The sequence below is a fragment of the Serratia sp. JSRIV001 genome, from assembly GCF_019968745.1.
Classification (GTDB): Bacteria; Pseudomonadota; Gammaproteobacteria; order Enterobacterales; family Enterobacteriaceae; genus Chania; species Chania fonticola_B.
The window spans coordinates 4,951,275-4,967,828 of sequence record NZ_CP074147.1 but is presented as its reverse complement, the minus strand read 5'-3'; the positions used below and the strand labels follow the sequence as shown (position 1 = coordinate 4,967,828).

The 16,554-nt window shown below is 51.2% G+C and carries 15 protein-coding genes and 5 pseudogenes; 14 read left to right on the top strand and 6 right to left on the bottom strand.

Translation table 11 applies throughout. The features are described from left to right. Window positions 1-2: 2 nt before the first annotated feature. The 4 genes from KGP17_RS23055 (at window position 3) to KGP17_RS23040 (ending at window position 2,799) form a co-directional block, all read left to right on the top strand. A complete protein-coding gene (locus KGP17_RS23055) occupies window positions 3-551 on the top strand; it encodes a fimbrial protein (RefSeq protein ID WP_223498426.1) in 549 nt (182 codons plus the stop codon). A gap of 158 nt (window positions 552-709) precedes the next feature. After that, window positions 710-1,663, top strand: a complete 954-nt coding sequence (locus KGP17_RS23050) for a fimbrial protein (protein WP_223498425.1) — start codon at window positions 710-712, stop codon at window positions 1,661-1,663. 75 nt (window positions 1,664-1,738) lie between these two features. Further along, a complete protein-coding gene (locus tag KGP17_RS23045) occupies window positions 1,739-2,014 on the top strand; it encodes a hypothetical protein (protein ID WP_223498424.1) in 276 nt (91 codons plus the stop codon). A gap of 90 nt (window positions 2,015-2,104) precedes the next feature. Next, window positions 2,105-2,799 (top strand): IS6 family transposase gene (locus tag KGP17_RS23040; protein ID WP_223498423.1). Its coding sequence is split into 2 segments (ribosomal slippage): window positions 2,105-2,750 and window positions 2,750-2,799, totalling 696 coding nucleotides; the frame shifts between segments, so codons are not numbered across the junction. Window positions 2,800-2,853: 54 nt separating this feature from the next. Here KGP17_RS23040 and KGP17_RS23035 read toward each other — a convergent pair. Both KGP17_RS23035 and KGP17_RS23030 read right to left on the bottom strand, forming a co-directional pair. Beyond that, window positions 2,854-3,429, bottom strand: a pseudogene (locus KGP17_RS23035) (ISKra4 family transposase); the annotation flags it as partial. Between the two features lie 179 nt (window positions 3,430-3,608). After that, a pseudogene (locus tag KGP17_RS23030) lies at window positions 3,609-4,198 on the bottom strand (plasmid pRiA4b ORF-3 family protein). Window positions 4,199-4,617: 419 nt separating this feature from the next. Here KGP17_RS23030 and KGP17_RS23025 point away from each other — a divergent pair. The 10 genes and pseudogenes from KGP17_RS23025 to KGP17_RS22980 form a co-directional block, all read left to right on the top strand. After that, the gene (locus KGP17_RS23025; protein WP_223498422.1) at window positions 4,618-6,783 is read left to right on the top strand and encodes a type VI secretion system Vgr family protein; all 2,166 of its coding nucleotides are present in this window, start codon (window positions 4,618-4,620) and stop codon (window positions 6,781-6,783) included. Window positions 6,784-6,787: 4 nt separating this feature from the next. Next, entirely contained in the window at window positions 6,788-8,125 is a 1,338-nt protein-coding gene (locus KGP17_RS23020; RefSeq protein ID WP_223498421.1) for a VRR-NUC domain-containing protein, read from the top strand. 16 nt (window positions 8,126-8,141) lie between these two features. Beyond that, window positions 8,142-9,296, top strand: coding sequence for a type VI immunity family protein (locus tag KGP17_RS23015; protein WP_223498420.1), 1,155 nt, complete (start codon window positions 8,142-8,144; stop codon window positions 9,294-9,296). Then, entirely contained in the window at window positions 9,293-9,562 is a 270-nt protein-coding gene (locus tag KGP17_RS23010; RefSeq protein ID WP_223498419.1) for a PAAR domain-containing protein, read from the top strand. Before KGP17_RS23015 ends, KGP17_RS23010 begins: the two co-directional genes overlap by 4 nt. 120 nt (window positions 9,563-9,682) lie before the next feature. Beyond that, window positions 9,683-10,378: an IS6 family transposase gene (locus KGP17_RS23005; RefSeq protein ID WP_223498418.1), complete on the top strand. Its 696-nt coding sequence runs from the start codon at window positions 9,683-9,685 to the stop codon at window positions 10,376-10,378. A 40-nt stretch (window positions 10,379-10,418) separates the two neighbouring features. After that, window positions 10,419-10,784 carry a helix-turn-helix domain-containing protein gene (locus KGP17_RS23000; RefSeq protein WP_371822070.1) on the top strand — a complete coding sequence of 122 codons (366 nt, stop codon included), beginning with the start codon at window positions 10,419-10,421 and terminating at the stop codon, window positions 10,782-10,784. Further along, on the top strand, window positions 10,781-11,716 hold the full coding sequence (locus KGP17_RS22995) for an Rpn family recombination-promoting nuclease/putative transposase (RefSeq protein WP_223498417.1): 936 nt from the start codon (window positions 10,781-10,783) through the stop codon (window positions 11,714-11,716). Before KGP17_RS23000 ends, KGP17_RS22995 begins: the two co-directional genes overlap by 4 nt. A 28-nt stretch (window positions 11,717-11,744) precedes the next feature. Further along, window positions 11,745-11,930, top strand: a pseudogene (locus tag KGP17_RS22990) (hypothetical protein); the annotation flags it as partial. Window positions 11,931-11,992: 62 nt separating this feature from the next. Continuing rightward, window positions 11,993-12,688 carry an IS6 family transposase gene (locus KGP17_RS22985; RefSeq protein WP_223498400.1) on the top strand — a complete coding sequence of 232 codons (696 nt, stop codon included), beginning with the start codon at window positions 11,993-11,995 and terminating at the stop codon, window positions 12,686-12,688. Window positions 12,689-12,743: 55 nt separating this feature from the next. Next, window positions 12,744-12,854, top strand: a pseudogene (locus KGP17_RS22980) (IS6 family transposase); the annotation flags it as partial. Window positions 12,855-12,891: 37 nt separating this feature from the next. Here the strand turns inward: KGP17_RS22980 and KGP17_RS22975 are convergent. The 4 genes and pseudogenes from KGP17_RS22975 to cysQ form a co-directional block, all read right to left on the bottom strand. Beyond that, window positions 12,892-13,866, bottom strand: a complete 975-nt coding sequence (locus KGP17_RS22975) for an IS30 family transposase (RefSeq protein ID WP_223498416.1) — start codon at window positions 13,864-13,866, stop codon at window positions 12,892-12,894. A gap of 90 nt (window positions 13,867-13,956) precedes the next feature. Then, window positions 13,957-14,463 (bottom strand): annotated as a pseudogene (locus tag KGP17_RS22970) (IS6 family transposase); the annotation flags it as partial. Between the two features lie 136 nt (window positions 14,464-14,599). After that, the gene (gene chrA / locus KGP17_RS22965; RefSeq protein WP_223498415.1) at window positions 14,600-15,760 is read right to left on the bottom strand and encodes a chromate efflux transporter; all 1,161 of its coding nucleotides are present in this window, start codon (window positions 15,758-15,760) and stop codon (window positions 14,600-14,602) included. Next, a complete protein-coding gene (gene cysQ, locus KGP17_RS22960) occupies window positions 15,757-16,548 on the bottom strand; it encodes a 3'(2'),5'-bisphosphate nucleotidase CysQ (RefSeq protein ID WP_223499715.1) in 792 nt (263 codons plus the stop codon). Before cysQ ends, chrA begins: the two co-directional genes overlap by 4 nt. Window positions 16,549-16,554: the final 6 nt, after the last annotated feature.

The window sequence follows — 16,554 nt, the reverse complement described above, 5'->3', positions numbered from 1 at the left end:
CGGTGAGAGAGAGAAAACACAGTCTGCTGTGTGTCGGTCTGGGGGCGCTGCCGTTGTTGAGTGCGTTGTGGATGGCACCGGCTCAGGCGACGGTCATGGGATTCAGAGGGACGCTGGTGTATGCACCGTGCAAAATCCAGGCGGGTGATGAAAACCTGAGTGTGGATTTTGGTGCGGTGGTGGACAAGTACCTGTACACGAACACGCGGACGTTGGGCAAGACGTTCTCGCTGAACCTGGTGGACTGTGATACGGCGGCATCGAGCTGGGTCAAGCTGACGTTCAACGGGATGGAGAACCTGAATTTGCCGGGTTTGCTGGCGGTGACGGGGGTGAGCGGGATTGGTGTGGGGATAGAGACGGCGGGGGCGAGTGCGGTGCAGTTGCCCCTCAATGAGCAGGGTCCTCAGAACCTGCTGTCGACAACGAGCACGACGACGACGCTGAGCTTTAAGGCCTATGTGCAGGGAGAGCCGTTTGCACTGGCGAACAAGACGATAACCCGTGGGGCATTCAGTGCGACGGCGACCTTTGTGCTTGAGTATGAGTAGGGCTGATTGAATCGGGATAGCCGCGAGACAATCCCGCAGCGTGGTTGTTCGCCCAACAGGGTATGGGTTAAGAGTGACAATGAGCCCTTGCCGAACGGCCTTGGTCAAGAAGATTAATTATCACCTGATAAAGACGATTATTGGGGGTGTGGTGGAACATGAAGAAGATTATTAGATTACTGATACTGAGTGCTGTGAGTCTGCACACGCTGTCGTCTTGGGCAACTGAATGTAGAGTAAATAGTGGCGCTTCATTTGGTGTACATGGAGCAGCCTATACGACGATAGCCGTCATACCTATTCCCAGTTTGGGGCAAGTATACACTTATGGTGATCTTAAGCTAGAGTGCAGGTTTGAGGGGTCTGGTAATACAAGTCGTCGTGATTTCATTAAGACTAGATATGATTCTTTATCTTTACCTTTTGGGGGGAACTTTACAGGAGGGTTGGTGTTGGCCAGCGGCATAAAAGATATGCCCATTCCTGCAGATTTAATTTTAGCGACGCTACCCGATGCTAACGGTGGTCCATGGACTAAAGTCGACTTAACACCATATATAACCGCAGTTAATAGTCCTCAGTCACTGAATGTTTCGTCTGGCGGCACTATTGCAGAATTACGCCTTTATCAGAGCAATGATTATAACGGTAGTCGTAGTGATCTTAATATAAAACTAGTAGCCCAAAATAGCGTGACGTTTTGGCCCAACACCTGCACCATCAATGGCGGTGGTTCTCTGGATGTTGATTTTGGTAATGTGGTTGACTCTAAAATATCCACCGATCCGACGGCCCCCGGTAGCTACTCTGTAACCAAAAATCTTACCTATAGCTGCTCGGATAAAACGGTGACACAGGGCATTGGTATTACCCTGCAGGCACCACGGACTGCATCGTTCGATAACCGTTTAATCGGTACCAGCAACTCTGGCCTGGGTGTCTCCCTGGTCAAGGGCAGCAGTGTTGTCGGCGTGAACGGCAGGTACACCGCCCAGATGGTGAATGGTGAAGGTACTGATGCAATCACCTTCAATCTGGTGAGAAAGCCATTAGCGTTGCCCGCGACAGGCAGTTTTGCAGGTACGGCAGTCCTGCAAATCGGACTGCCCTGATTGATTACAGGTCTTTGTGAGCGTAAGCGGCTCATATAGACCGTCTGTCGGTATCCCTCCGGTTCCGGGAAAATAATGTCCATCATCTATATAATGGACATTATCGCTATGAAATATCGGACCCAGCTCTTCGACGCACTGCGCTTACATTTTGATGAACACCTGTCCAGACTCGACGTTGGTCGGCGGCTTGGGATCCCCAAAAGCACCATCTGCGATCTCTTTGTTCGCTTCAAAAAGCTGGGAATTAGCTGGCCGCTGCCTGACAGCATGACTCCCGATAAACTTGAATCGCTGCTCTATCCTGCTCTATCCTGCTCGTATCGCGGCAGACATAATCGAGATACCTGATATCCCGGAGCCAGCTTTGGTGGAAGAGCGGCTCTGTCGCGTTAAGGCGGCGTCAGGTAATATGCTGTTTTTTTGTAATGTTGCCTATTAATGTCTCTGATCAGAAATGCCTTTAAACGCTTGCATTATCCCATCGATATCATCGCGCAATGTGTGCGTTGGTATCTGGCTTATGCCCTTAGCTTGCGCAATCTCGAGGAAATGATGGCTGAACGCGGCATTGCTGTTGACCATTCCACACTGCATCGCTGGGTTATCCGTCTGGTGCCGTTGTTGGACAAGGCATTCCGCCGGCATAAACGTTCGGTGGGTCGTCGATGGCGAATGGATGAAACTTACATCAAAATGAACGGGCAGTGGAAGTATCTGTACCGGGCTGTTGACACATCAGGCCAGACAATCGACTTTCTGCTCACTGCCAAACGTGATGCCGCCGCCGCATTGCGCTTCTTCCGCAAGGCCATACGTCATCATGGCGAATCTGAGGGGGTCACTATCGATAAAAGTGGGGCCAACACAGCGGCTTTGGCCACGCTCAACGCCGACAAACCCGATGAGGAAACGATTACAGTGAGGCAAAGTAAGTACCTAAACAATCTGGTTGAGCAAGATCACCGCAATATCAAACGCCGGATAAGACCGATGCTGGGATTCAAATCGTTTCGACGGGCACAGGGGCTTTTGGCGGGCATCGAATTGATCCACATGATACGCAAAGGACAATATCAGCATCCGGAAGTGAGGTATTGTCACCTGCGGAACAATTTTATCTGTTGGCTGCCTAAATAATCGGCAACACCCACTTTGGCTGGCCTGTGGCCGTTAATGCGACAGAGCCGGTTACCCCAGTCGCGGGGACAACCTGAAAGAAAACCAGAATGCGATTCTGCCTCAGCATCAAGACGCTGTGCCACCTGGCATAAATGATTCCTCACCGTTGAGGCATTCAGGCTATCCCCCATCGGCAGAACATCCTTCAGCAGACGGGTCGTCATTTCATACGAGATCATTGAGGCCCTGCGGGTTTCTATATATTTCAGGGCAGGATGAGTGTGATCGCCCGCCCAGTCACTGAGAAGGCTGACGGTCTTTGTTGTACTTTCTTCACAGCGGCATCGGTACACCCGGAGCCCCGATACGGGAATAATGCCAAACAGTGTCCGGTACTGCATTTTCTGCTGCCCTTTGATTCTGCGCGCTGCAAGGCAGTGAGGACACGGGATATGCTGGTGAGTGTATTCGTCCGCCTGCTGCTGAACCATTGACTGCTGGACGGTGTTCAGCAAGCTCTTCGACTCTGAAAGCGATAATCCGATATCATTTTGGGCATATCCTGACTTCTGTAATGTCATCAGTTCTTCTGTTCGACTCACGCCTGACTCATCGGTTATAACTATCTGGAGCGTCAATTTCATCGTTGCCTCCTGCGGTGGTGGGAATATCTCCTGGGTACTGGTTTTTCATATGGTTGCGAAGTTTATAATATATTGAAATGCCAAGGCTTACGTGGTCGCAGGCGATCCTGAGTCTGACACCTCTGGTCCTGGGCGCGCCAGTTTCCTGAATTAGAGAAGGATACCTTTATAGATATCCGTCAGCGGCGGCGACCCAACCAGATCACTTCAGGTTCCAGTGCTGGCGCCGCCAGGTCGAGTTTGCTCAATTGCTTGTTGATTTTATTGCGATTGAACCGAACAGCATCCAGGTCGTCAACAAAGATCCGGATTTCTCCGACCGTTGTTGCATCATCCGCATTAACGATGGCCTCCAGAAAAGCCAGCGTCTTATCCGCTTCATCCGCAGCCGTTGCTCCGGACATGCCATGGCCGCTCATACAAAATGGTGTTTTCAGCGTCGAATTTTCGTGAATGGTCTCGACACGAATGTCGTGAAGCCAGTGCTCAAAGAAATTGTATTCATAGGTAAAACGATCGCCAACATCAAAAGCAAAATCATCAATCACAACCCGAAACGGGTTATCCGGAAAACCAACGCCCCCTTCGTAGGAGATACCGTAATCTTTGCCATGAATATGAAACTGATGAAGGTGATCATCGCTCCAGCCCTGCACGATCTGGATTATGTAGTGAAGCGCGGCCAATGACGTATCAGCAGCGATTCTTAGCCGACGCCAACCATGGGACTTACGCCACGAACAGTAATTTTGATGACGTAGATCTTCATAGCCAGATAGCAGGTATTGTTATGAAATAATGTTGGATATTCTAGCCCCAGCAGACAATACATTCGGTGACTGCCCCACACTTTTTCATGCTCTCCAAGATTGCATCGCAACGGCTCGTTGCGATCTAAGCCACAGTGGAGTGTCTAGCTATGTCAAAAGCTTTGTCTAGCAGGATGGGGGAGGATCCTTCTTGATCCTTTCTAAATTAACTGGTCTGAGATCAGGGGGCAATAAAGCCAAATAGTAGTACTTTGTCAAACTAGCCAGGCTCATCGGAGAGCTTCTATCCACTCGTAACTGACCTGGAAAATACTTATTAGTTGTGCTGTTCTTTTATATGCATTAACATTTTTTATGTATACATACAAAATTTTTTTATTTAACGGAAACATATTCACGCCATAAATAAGGAAGCCGGATGGCAAGCTTGAGCAAGGAAGCCAGTGGGCTTCGCTTTACGCTGAGTGTGGGCAGTCTGGAACCAGAAACTTTCGTGGTATCAGGCTTTACGTTGCATGAACAGTTCTCTACGCCATTTATCCTTGAACTTGAGGCTGCCAGTGCCAATCCCAGCATCGAGTTCGCTGCTATTTTGGATAGAACCGCCACGCTGACTATCTGGCGCGATACCGAGGTACAGCGGATCGTCAATGGCATCGTGGTTGAAGTGGAACAGGGAGACACTGGACTCCATCAGACACATTACCGCCTGAGTATACGCCCCGCACTCTGGCGCGCGGGATTAGTCAGAAATTCACGCATCTTTCAACAGCGGAATGTTCAGGAGATCCTGGAAACGTTATTGAAAGAACATCATATCAGTCACTATGCTTTTGCTTTGCGTGATACCCATGCCAGGCGTGAATTCTGCGTCCAGTACCAGGAAAGTGACGCAGAATTTCTCGATCGCCTTGCCGCTGAGGAAGGGATTTTCTATTTCTTTGAGCATAAAGATCAGCAACACACGTTGGTCTTTGCCGATGATTGCGCCGCACTGGATACCGGGCCAACACTCCCTTACCATCCAGCCAAAAGGGCAGATTCGGACGAGTTGTGTATCAGTACTTTTCGTCGCAAAGAAAGTCTGCGCTCGTCTGAAGTCTTGCTGAAAGATTACACCTTCAAAAATCCAAGTTGGCAGGCAGAATCCCGTGAGTCTGCCAATGACCTTGAACACCAGGCTTTCGATTATCGCCATTATGACTATCCTGGTCGCTTCAAAGGCACTGGCCCAACAGGCGATCAATTTGCCCGCTGGCGCGTCCAGGCGTTGCGTAACGACGCGCATCAGGGAGAAGGCGCGGCCAACAGCCCGGCGCTCCAACCTGGTGTGTGGTTTAGATTGGAAAATCATCCGCTGGAAACCCATAACGCACGGTGGCAAATCACCGGGGCTACGCACACCGGCAGACAGCCGCAAGCATTGGAAGAGGCCACCGGGGAACAGGGCACCACGTTGGGATGCCAGTTTACCTTTATACCCGACAAGCAAACCTGGCGTCCCCTTTCGCTGCCAAAACCGCGCATCGATGGTGCACAGGTGGCGATCGTCACCGGAGCGGGGTCTGAGGAAATTTATTGCGATGAGTACGGCCGGGTCAAGGTGCGCTTTCCCTGGGATCTCTCTGGCAGAACGGATGATACCAGCTCCTGCTGGGTACGGGTTTCGCATCCTTGGGCGGGAGCAGGCTGGGGCATGTTAGCTATTCCGCGTGTTGGTCATGAGGTCATTGTGGAGTTTCTCAATGGTGATCCCGATCAGCCCGTGATTATTGGCCGTACCTATCATGCTAACAATCTGCCACCCGGTGACTTACCGGCGACCAAAACCCAGATGGCCCTACGCTCAAAAACCCATAAAGGCGACGGCTTCAATGAGCTGCGGTTTGAGGATCTTCGGGGCGGTGAAGAAATTTATATTCATGCGCAACAGGATATGAATACCGACGTACTGCGGGATCAGACGACTACCATCAACCGGGATATGACACTGACGGTCGATAATAACCGCACCTCGGTGATCAAAGTCGATGATGACGAGTCTATCGGCGGATATCAGACGCTCACGGTGGCGAAAGATCAAAACGTCACCCTCGAAGGCCAGCAGACCACGGTCGTGAAGAAAAGCCGCTTTCTTGACATTGCAGACAATGACTCCCTGAAGGTTGGCAAACATATCTCGATCCACTCTGCCAGCGGCCAGATTGAGATCGGCAATGCCGGGGGCCGCATTGTGATTGATCCCATGGGCCATATCCGCATTGAAGGGCTGAGTATTACGCTGGCCGAACACGCTTCCGGTGTCATGCCCACCACTCCGCTGTTTAATTACTCTGCCCGTTATACGTTGCTGCATGAACGCACGGGAGCGCCACTGATTAATACGCCCTACACCATCAAGGGGGCCAACGGTCAGGTGGTTTCAGGCAAAACCGATGCACTGGGCAGAACTCTGATGGTGCGTTCCGAAAAAGAAGACAATCTGGAACTCGGCCTACCGGAAACCCAAAAACCGGCGAAAGAAACCTATTACCAGGCCAGCGACAATGCACCGGTAGAACGTGTCATGGAATTCAAGGAGTAAGAAGATGAGCAATCCAGGCAATATTTGTCCGACAGTGACCTCGATTACCTGCACGATGGAACTCGGGAGATTTCCTGGCGATGAAGACCCCTGTTACCTGGCACAGAAAGCCGAAATTGCCATGCGCCTGCCACTACGTATTGTCACCAAAGCCGGTTTGGTGCGTTTTTTAAACCAGTTGATTATGAGCGGTCTTATCCAGAAGGAAGAGGAAAAAGAGGAATATCGCTGGCCCTATAAAGCCGAGGTCGTCTTTGCGATGGCGAAACCCGTCCCTCTGCCCATGCTGGCTACCAGTAAAAAATCAATAGAGAAATATAAAGACGATCTGCCACAATCCCGCAACCCGTTTGCTCGGCCTTCACGCGAAGATTGGATAAAACGTAATGTAAAGCGAATACGCCGCCCGGACATCATTCTGGTTAAAAAAACCGACAAGCGTTGGCCTGGACGCGAAGCCACCTATTTTGATGATAAGTTCCATGCCGATAACTTGAAGATGTTGATCGAGGTGAAGTTTCCAGGCGATACCTTATCCAAAGATCAGCGGAGAGATTATATTGCGATAGCGACAAACGCCCGTTTTGGTGTTCTGCGTATTGAGGATAACCGTACTGAGAAACAAAAGCAGTACGACAAACAATACAATGCCGCTTTCAGCCCCAGTGCAGAAAAATATGCCTTACTGCCGCCGTACCAGGGAGATCAGCCGCGTCCTGTCCCTGTTCCACCACCTGAAGGGGTGCCGGGAACCCTTCCGCAGCCATTACATAAAAATCTGCCGTTATTGAGCACGTCCCCCTGGGATTTTATGCCGTCGGTGGAAGACTGGGTGATGTTAGGTAATGAGGTTTCCAGCCTGGCAGAAGAGGGCTGGGAATATGTCAGCAAGAGCACTCGTCAGATGTTTCACCAGTTTGGTGCCTGGGTCTCCGAGAAAGGGGATTGGTTCTGCCAGCAAGTGCTCGACCCCCTCACTCAGCAAACCCACTATGTGTTCTCCTGGATGAGCAAGCAAACCGGTGAAATCATCACCTGGAGCGTTGCGCAGTGCCAGGACTTATGGCGAACCGTGCTGTTAGGGTCGGAGATAACCCTGGAGTATTTAAAACAGATCGAATGGGTACAGATATTGTCCGATATTGGCAATGGCACGGTACAACTGGTTATCCAAGCCGCAGTGACTGGGGCTGTCATTATCGTGACGCTCGCCGTGGCCGCCGCCGTGGTGGCGTTGGTTGCGATTGTCGCTGCGGCTGTCGCCGCAGGGGGAGCCGCAGCTGCCGGGCTGTTCGCCGCACTGGCGGCGGTGGGCGGCGGTACCTTGGTCGTCGCGCAATAATTTATCAGGAGTCACAATGCAACACACTGAATACACGGCATTACTGGAACAGCGGGTGCCTGAATTTACCTTTACCGACAATAACGATGTTGTTGTTAGCCGGTTGGGTCTGTCGATCACCCTGTTTTTTAAACAGGGTTACACCCTGGAAAAACGGGAGAAGATACTGGCCTGTTTTAGCCGCTTCCGTGCAGAATTCGGTACACATTTACGCTTTCACACGCATTCCTTTAAAGGAATGAAAAAATACAGTCCTGAAAATATCGCTAAGGTGGAAGACAGCATCCGCAATAAAGGCATTCATGACTACGGTGGCTGGGAAATTAGCGATGCGAAAAATATGTCTGAAGCCCCCAACTGCCTTATGGGGTATCTGGATTCGGGTGATGACGATGATAACGAAAACTCTTATCTGAGTTTGGTCTTGCCCTGGTTTTACCTTAAAGAAACACAGGGTATGGCGCGTTTTAATGACTGGCTGACTTACCTGTGCCAACAACTGGAACCCGATAGCGGGGACTGTGGGTATTGTCTGAGCATGCCATTTGATTTTGATGACTACTGTCCTCTTGAATATGAACTGGCTAAACGCTATCCCCCACTACAGGTGAATGCAAACGTCTTTGCCGACGCCATGCAGTACACGGATAGCAGTCGTGGCGTTAACTGGATCACCATTTTAGATAATCGTTATATCAAGCGGTTAGGCGGTGAGGACTGGGTACGTCAGGTGCTCTCCCATGACCCAGAGATCGGCGTTGAACATTATCCCGGCGGGCTGTTAATCCGCGCCGGACAATACCCGGACTTGACCCCGTTGACGGCAGGATTATCACCGCAATATCTGGCCGTCAACCAGTTGATCCGCCCGATACGTGTCCAGCCACAGGAAGGGCACTCCCTGCATTCTTACGGGGTCAATCAATTCGATGAACAATCGACTCTTGCCTGGTATTCCCGTTATGACCAGGGGCCATTATCACTGTCGCCATTAGAATCGGGCACTCCGGCGCTGGTGACCGGCAACTGGACGACTCCCTCATTCCCTCACACCATGCGCATTATTAAGCAAGGCGAAATGGCCCCGGCCGGAAAAGCGGGAGAGGTCATTTGGTGGGATCTGGCCAGTGAAGCGGAAGATGATGGTAATGTCCAGGCTCCACGGGCATGAGAACGGTCGTACAGGGGAAAAAGGTTATCCTGGTGGGGGATACCACTACCACCGGGGGTAAAGTGCTCAGTGGCTCCCCCTTGGCCAATCAAACTCAGGCGCTCGCCCGCAAGGGCGACCCGGTTTTCTGCCCGGTTTGTAAGGCACCAGGCGTGATCAGTGAAGGCAGCTCGCTGGCCAATATTGCAGGTGTGGAGATTGCCCTTGAAGGACACAAAGTGACCTGTGGTTGCCCTGGTGGCTGCAAGTTGGTGGCATCAGCATAGTACCGGGAAGGAGGGAGTGACCATCTCATTAAATATCCTACGCTAAGCCTGCTTTTTGGGCTCTGTCGCGTTAAGGCGGCGTCAGGTAATATGCTGTTTTTTTTGTAATGTTGCCTATTAATGTCTCTGATCAGAAATGCCTTTAAACGCTTGCATTATCCCATCGATATCATCGCGCAATGTGTGCGTTGGTATCTGGCTTATGCCCTTAGCTTGCGCAATCTCGAGGAAATGATGGCTGAACGCGGCATTGCTGTTGACCATGCCACACTGCATTGCTGGGTTATCCGTCTGGTGCCGCTGTTGGACAAGGCATTCCGCCGGCATAAACGTTCGGTGGGTCGTCGATGGCGAATGGATGAAACTTACATCAAAATGAACGGGCAGTGGAAGTATCTGTACCGGGCTGTTGACACATCAGGCCAGACAATCGACTTTCTGCTCACTGCCAAACGTGATGCCGCCGCCGCATTGCGCTTCTTCCGCAAGGCCATACGTCATCACGGCGAACCCGAGGGGGTCACTATCGATAAAAGTGGGGCCAACACAGCGGCTTTGGCCACGCTCAACGCCGACAAACCCGATGAGGAAACGATTACAGTGAGGCAAAGTAAGTACCTAAACAATCTGGTTGAGCAAGATCACCGCAATATCAAACGCCGGATAAGACCGATGCTGGGATTCAAATCGTTTCGACGGGCACAGGGGCTTTTGGCGGGCATCGAATTGATCCACATGATACGCAAAGGACAATATCAGCATCCGGAAAGTGAGGTATTGTCACCTGCGGAACAATTTTATCTGTTGGCTGCCTAAATAATCGGCAACACCCACTTTGGCTGGCCTGTGCCCGTTAATGCGACAGAACCCTTCCGCCTCCGGCAAAGCTTTCCTGGATATGTTGGGCGTCTTTGCCGAGTTCGAGACACGCCTGCGCCAGGAACGCCAGCGGGAAGGCATTGCCCGGGCAAAAGCCAAGGGTGCATATAAAGGAAGAAAACCGACGGCCCAGGCGAAAACGCAGCAGGTCATTGAATTAACGATGGCCGGATTAACCCGCGAAGCAGTTGCCGAGCAATTGGGCATTGGCAAGGCCAGCGTCTACCGGATATTAAAAGCCTGGCGACTGCAACATCCTGGCGCCATCCTGCCCGGTGAGCGAGTGAAGCCTCTGCTCAGCCATAGTGAACCGGTGACCGAACGTGCTACGATAACCCCATGAAAAAAAATCCCACACCCCATGATGCGACATTCCGGCAATTCCTGACGCAGCCCGAGATTGCCCGCGACTTTATGGACATCCATCTGCCGACAGAGCTGCGGGCCATCTGCGACCTCAGCACGCTGAAACTGGAGTCAGGCTCCTTTGTCGAAGATGATCTGCGCCAGTATTTCAGCGACGTGCTCTACAGCCTGAAAACCACCGCCGGCGCTGACGGTTACGTGATGGTACTTATCGAACACCAATCGAGTCCTGATAAGCACATGGCGTTTCGCCTCATCCGATATGCCGTCGCCGCCATGCAACGCCACCTCGACGCCGGCCATAAAACGCTGCCGTTGGTCATTCCGGTACTTTTCTATACCGGCAAACGCAGCCCATATCCTTATTCGACCAACTGGCTGCAGGAATTTGATGATCCGGCGCTGGCGGAGAAACTGTATACCGGCGATTTCCCGCTTGTTGATGTAACGGTCATCCCCGACGAGGAAATCATGGGTCACCGCAGTATGGCCGCGTTGACCCTGCTGCAGAAACATATTCGCCAGCGTGACCTGGCGGAACTGACGGATAAACTGGCCACCATACTGCTGGCCGGCTATCTCTCTTCGCCACAGGTAATTTCACTGGTACACTATATTATCCAGGCCGGTGAATCGTCGGATGCCGAAGCTTTCATACGTGAACTGGCACTGCGGGTTCCGCAAAACGAGGATGAACTCATGACTATTGCACAACAGCTTGAACAAAAAGGCATCGAGAAGGGTATCCAGCTTGGTGAACAACGCGGTATAGAGAAGGGCATTGAGAAGGGCAGGCAGGAAGAGGCACTCAAAATTGCCCGCACCATGTTGCAGAACGGCCTCGACCACAACACCGTCATGAAAATGACCGGGCTGACCGCTGACGACCTGGCGCAGATCCGCCACTAATCCTTTGCGTCAACGGGCAGGGTAGCCATTGTTAGATAAAACCGAATCCGTTACCACAGAGAACACTACCTCAGCGCTCAGCCATCTGGCGTTCTGCGCCTTGGTGGCGTTGGGGCTGGCGCGCCAGGACGGCATCGCCGGCACGCCCTATGCCGAAAACCTGTTTCTGATCCGCTGGCTGGCCACCGCCCAAAAGCAAAAACGCTTCCCCAGGGGCTCTGTCGCGTTAAGGCGGCGTCAGGTAATATGCTGTTTTTTTTGTAATGTTGCCTATTAATGTCTCTGATCAGGAATGCCTTTAAACGCTTGCATTATCCCATCGATATCATCGCGCAATGTGTTCGTTGGTATCTGGCTTATGCCCTTAGCTTGCGCAATCTCGAGGAAATGATGGCTGAACGCGGCATTGCTGTTGACCATGCCACACTGCATCGCTGGGTTATCCGTCTGGTGCCGTTGTTGGACAAGGCATTCCGCCGGCATAAACGTTCGGTGGGTCGTCGATGGCGAATGGATGAAACTTACATCAAAATGAACGGGCAGTGGAAGTATCTGTACCGGGCTGTTGACACATCAGGCCAGACAATCGACTTTCTGCTCACTGCCAAACGTGATGCCGCCGCCGCATTGCGCTTCTTCCGCAAGGCCATACGTCATCACGGCGAACCCGAGGGGGTCACTATCGATAAAAGTGGGGCCAACACAGCGGCTTTGGCCACGCTCAACGCCGACAAACCCGATGAGGAAACGATTACAGTGAGGCAAAGTAAGTACCTAAACAATCTGGTTGAGCAAGATCACCGCAATATCAAACGCCGGATAAGACCGATGCTGGGATTCAAATCGTTTCGACGGGCACAGGGGCTTTTGGCGGGCATCGAATTGATCCACATGATACGCAAAGGACAATATCAGCATCCGGAAAGTGAGGTATTGTCACCTGCGGAACAATTTTATCTGTTGGCTGCCTAAATAATCGGCAACACCCACTTTGGCTGGCCTGTGCCCGTTAATGCGACAGAACCGCTTGCGCAATCTCGAGGAAATGATGGCTGAACGCGGCATTGCTGTTGACCATGCCACACTGCATCGCTGGGTTATCCGTCTGGTGCCGTTGTTGGACAAGGCATTCCGCCGCCCCATTCCCAGTCGAAACGCAACAAAACGGTAGGGCATTATGCCGCCTGTAAGTGCGTTAAAAATACCTCATTCGGAGAGCGATAGCCCAGACATTTTCTCCCTCGCGTATTGAGCAGGTGTTCGAGTGCTGCGACCTTGCGATGGGTGACCTGATTGAAGTCTGTTCCTTTCGGGTAAAACCGCCGTATCAGCCCGTTAGTGTGCTCATTCAATCCACGCTCCCAGGAATGATAAGGCCGGGCAAAGTAGACCGTGGCTCCCGTTATTTTCGTTATTTCCTCGTGCTGCGAAAACTCAGGGCCGTTATCGGCGGTCAGGGTTTTAAACTCGCAGAAAGTATTGGCGACGATGTCCCTGAACGCGGCGACCACCGTCTCTGCACGCTTGTTGGGCAGTTTGCGAATGATGACCAGCTTGACGGCTTTATCGACCACGGTCAGTAGGAATGACTTCTGGTCTTTGCCAAAAATGGTATCAATTTCAAAGTGTCCGGGCTGTTGTTTGAGGTCCGCTTCGGCAGGCCGGTGCTCAATGCCAACGCGGTTGGGAATAGGACCACGGTTGGCCTGGTCGGTCTGATAGTTATACCGCTTACCCCGATGGGGGAGCTGTTGATACAGGTCTCCGCCGGCCTGGCGCTCCTGCTGGATATAGCGATAGAGCGAGTTCTTGCTGACCGATAAACCCAATTCCAGGAACAGGCGTCCACTGATGACTTCAGGTGAAGTGTGGGTAGATAGCGCATGCCTGATAAATTCTTGAATGTGCGGTTCAAACTGGTTAACCACGTTATCCGGACGTGCTTTCTGACGCCGTCCTCTGGCCAGTTTTTCTGCCCTTCTGCAGGAATAAACGCCGTTGAAAGCGGCGTCGGTATTGCGTCTGAGTTCCCGGCTGATGGTAGAGCGCGGAAGCTGGAGCTCCCTGGCAATGGTGGCCTGATTAACCCCATCATCACGACGTTTTTCGATGTAGAACCGCTCTTTCTGAGTCAGATGTTTTCCCTGCATGCAAAGGGATCTCCAGTAGGGCCAGAACGGTGATTTTATCCGGGTCTAGCCAGTGGGTCACTTTGTTGCATTTCAACTGGGAATGGGGCGATTGTTCAGGTACTTACTCTGCCTCACTGTAATCGTTTCCTCATCGGGTTTGTCGACGTTGAGCGTGGCCAAAGCCGCTGTGTTGGCCCCACTTTTATCGATAGTGACCACCTCAGGTTCGCCATGATGACGTATGGCCTTGCGGAAGAAGCGCAATGCGGCGGCGGCATCCCGTTTGGCAGTGAGCAGAAAGTCGATTGTCTGGCCTGATGTGTCAACAGCCCGGTACATATACTTCCACTGACAGTTGATTTTGATGTAGGTTTCATCCATTGGCCATCGACGCCCCACCGAACGTTTATGCCGGCGGAAGGCCTTGTCCAACAGCGGCACCAGACGGATAACCCAGCGATGCAGTGTGGCATGGTCAACAGCAATGCCGCGTTCAGCCATCATTTTCTCGAGATTGCGCAAGCTAAGGGCATAAGCCAGATACCAACGAACACATTGCGCGATGATATCGATGGGATAATGCAAGCGTTTAAAGGCATTTCTGATCAGAGACATTAATAGGCAACATTACAAAAAAACAGCATATTACCTGACGCCGCCTTAACGCGACAGAGCCTCGGCAGGATGCCAAACCCTGATCGGAGGCATGCCAAACCGTGATCGATTCAGACGCCATTTTGCACAAGAACCCTCAATATGCCAAGAGGCCCAACAGGCCTGCAGTTGGAATTATCCAAACAACATCCAATTTAAATTTGAGAAGAGTAAATAGCGTAGTTCCAAAAATCATTACCGAGACCCCGGTGTAAGGAGCCGTTGCTCCAACAGCCACTACCGCTGAGACAATCATTCCGATCACTGCTGGTCTAACTCCTTTCAATACTGCTTTAATTGCCAATGACGTTTTAATCTTGTTCAAATAGGAAGTAGCGATGACCATCAATAAGGCTGGAGGTAAAAAGATCCCCACGGTTGCGGCCATAGCGCCCCATACTCCGGCAAGCTTATATCCGATGAAAACGGTGCTTAATACAATCGGTCCGGGCATTATTTGACTCATAGCAATTGCATCCACGAATTCTTGTTGAGTCAGCCAGCCATTCGTTTCAACTACGGTTTGATGAATCAGAGGAATGAATGCGTACGCCCCCCCAAACAAAAGCAGACTCATCCCGGCAAATGTTAAAAATAGCTTGGCAGTGAGAGTTCCAGCGAGGAAGGGAACAGAGAGCAGAGAAGCAACAGCGATCCCTTTAAGAGAAATCTTCTCTGGGGAAACTGAAGGACATTCAAAGGTGTCTTGGGATAGAGGCGTTCGGAACAACCATATACCGGACACACCTGATCCCACTATAACCAATATGGACATCCAGAAGCTCCCTTCTGAAATCATCAATGCCGCTGCAATCACAGTCAGAATAGCTTCCTTTCGTCCGAGGATCGCTTTCTTCCCCATATTCAACGCGGCCACTAGAATAATTGCAGCAACAGCCGGAATGCAGCCCATAAACAGTTTTGATACTGTAGGGATACTTCCATAGCTAAGATAAGCCCAGGTCAAGATAAGCATCAAGAAAAACGATGGTAGGATGATCCCCAGCATAGAAACAAGGACTCCAGTACCTCCTCGTAGTCGATACCCGACATAAACTACCGTATTCACAGCCACCGCTCCCATCAATACCGTTGCTAGGGAAAGTCCATCCAAGAACTCTTCGGATTTCATCCATTTTCGACGTTCCACTACTTGATTTTCCACGACCGCGATCAGAGCCATGAAGCCCCCGAAAGCGGTACTTCCAATCCGTAAGAACACGCAGAACAACGACCAGAGAGAGGGTTTTTCACTCATGGCAGATCACCCAGGCTATTCAAGATATCAAGGTTGGAAGGTGCAAGGACGATAAAACTGGGGTTCAGCAAGTTCGACTTGTTATAAACCAGAGGTGCACGGTTTAAATCCCACACGACGCCACCGGCACCCAGTACGACAGCATGAGCTGCAGCCGTGTCCCATTCCATGGTGGGTGCAAAACGTGGATAGAAATGAGCGGCGCCTTCTGCGACCAGGCACAGTTTGAGAGAACTTCCCATGCTCAGACATTCGCAATTTCCTAATTTTTGGAGCAACGAAACGGTTTTTTCATCACTGTGCGAACGACTAGCTACGACTTTGATGGAATTCCCCTCGCCTTGGATCTGAACTTGTATAAGCTTTGGAGCCCCATGACCGACCTGCTTAAAGGAGCCTAACCCCTCTAATGAGAAATAGCATATGTCCAACACGGGGGCATACACCACGCCCAGAATAGGTACTTTATTTTGAATCAACGCAATGTTAACGGTAAATTCTCCGTTTTTTTTCACAAATTCTTTCGTACCGTCCAAAGGATCAATCAACCAATAGCTATCCCAAAATTGGCGTTCCTCAAAATCCTGTTTAGGTGCTTCTTCGGACAGGATCGGGAGGTTGGGATATATTTCTTTGAGTCTGTCCACAATTATTTGATGGGCTGCAATATCCGCCAATGTAAGTGGCGAGTCGTCTTCCTTTGTTGTCACTCCTAAATCGCCTTTTTGATAGATATTAAGAATGGCGGCTCCTGCTTCTTTAGCAATTTCAATCACAGACTCCAACATAAAACG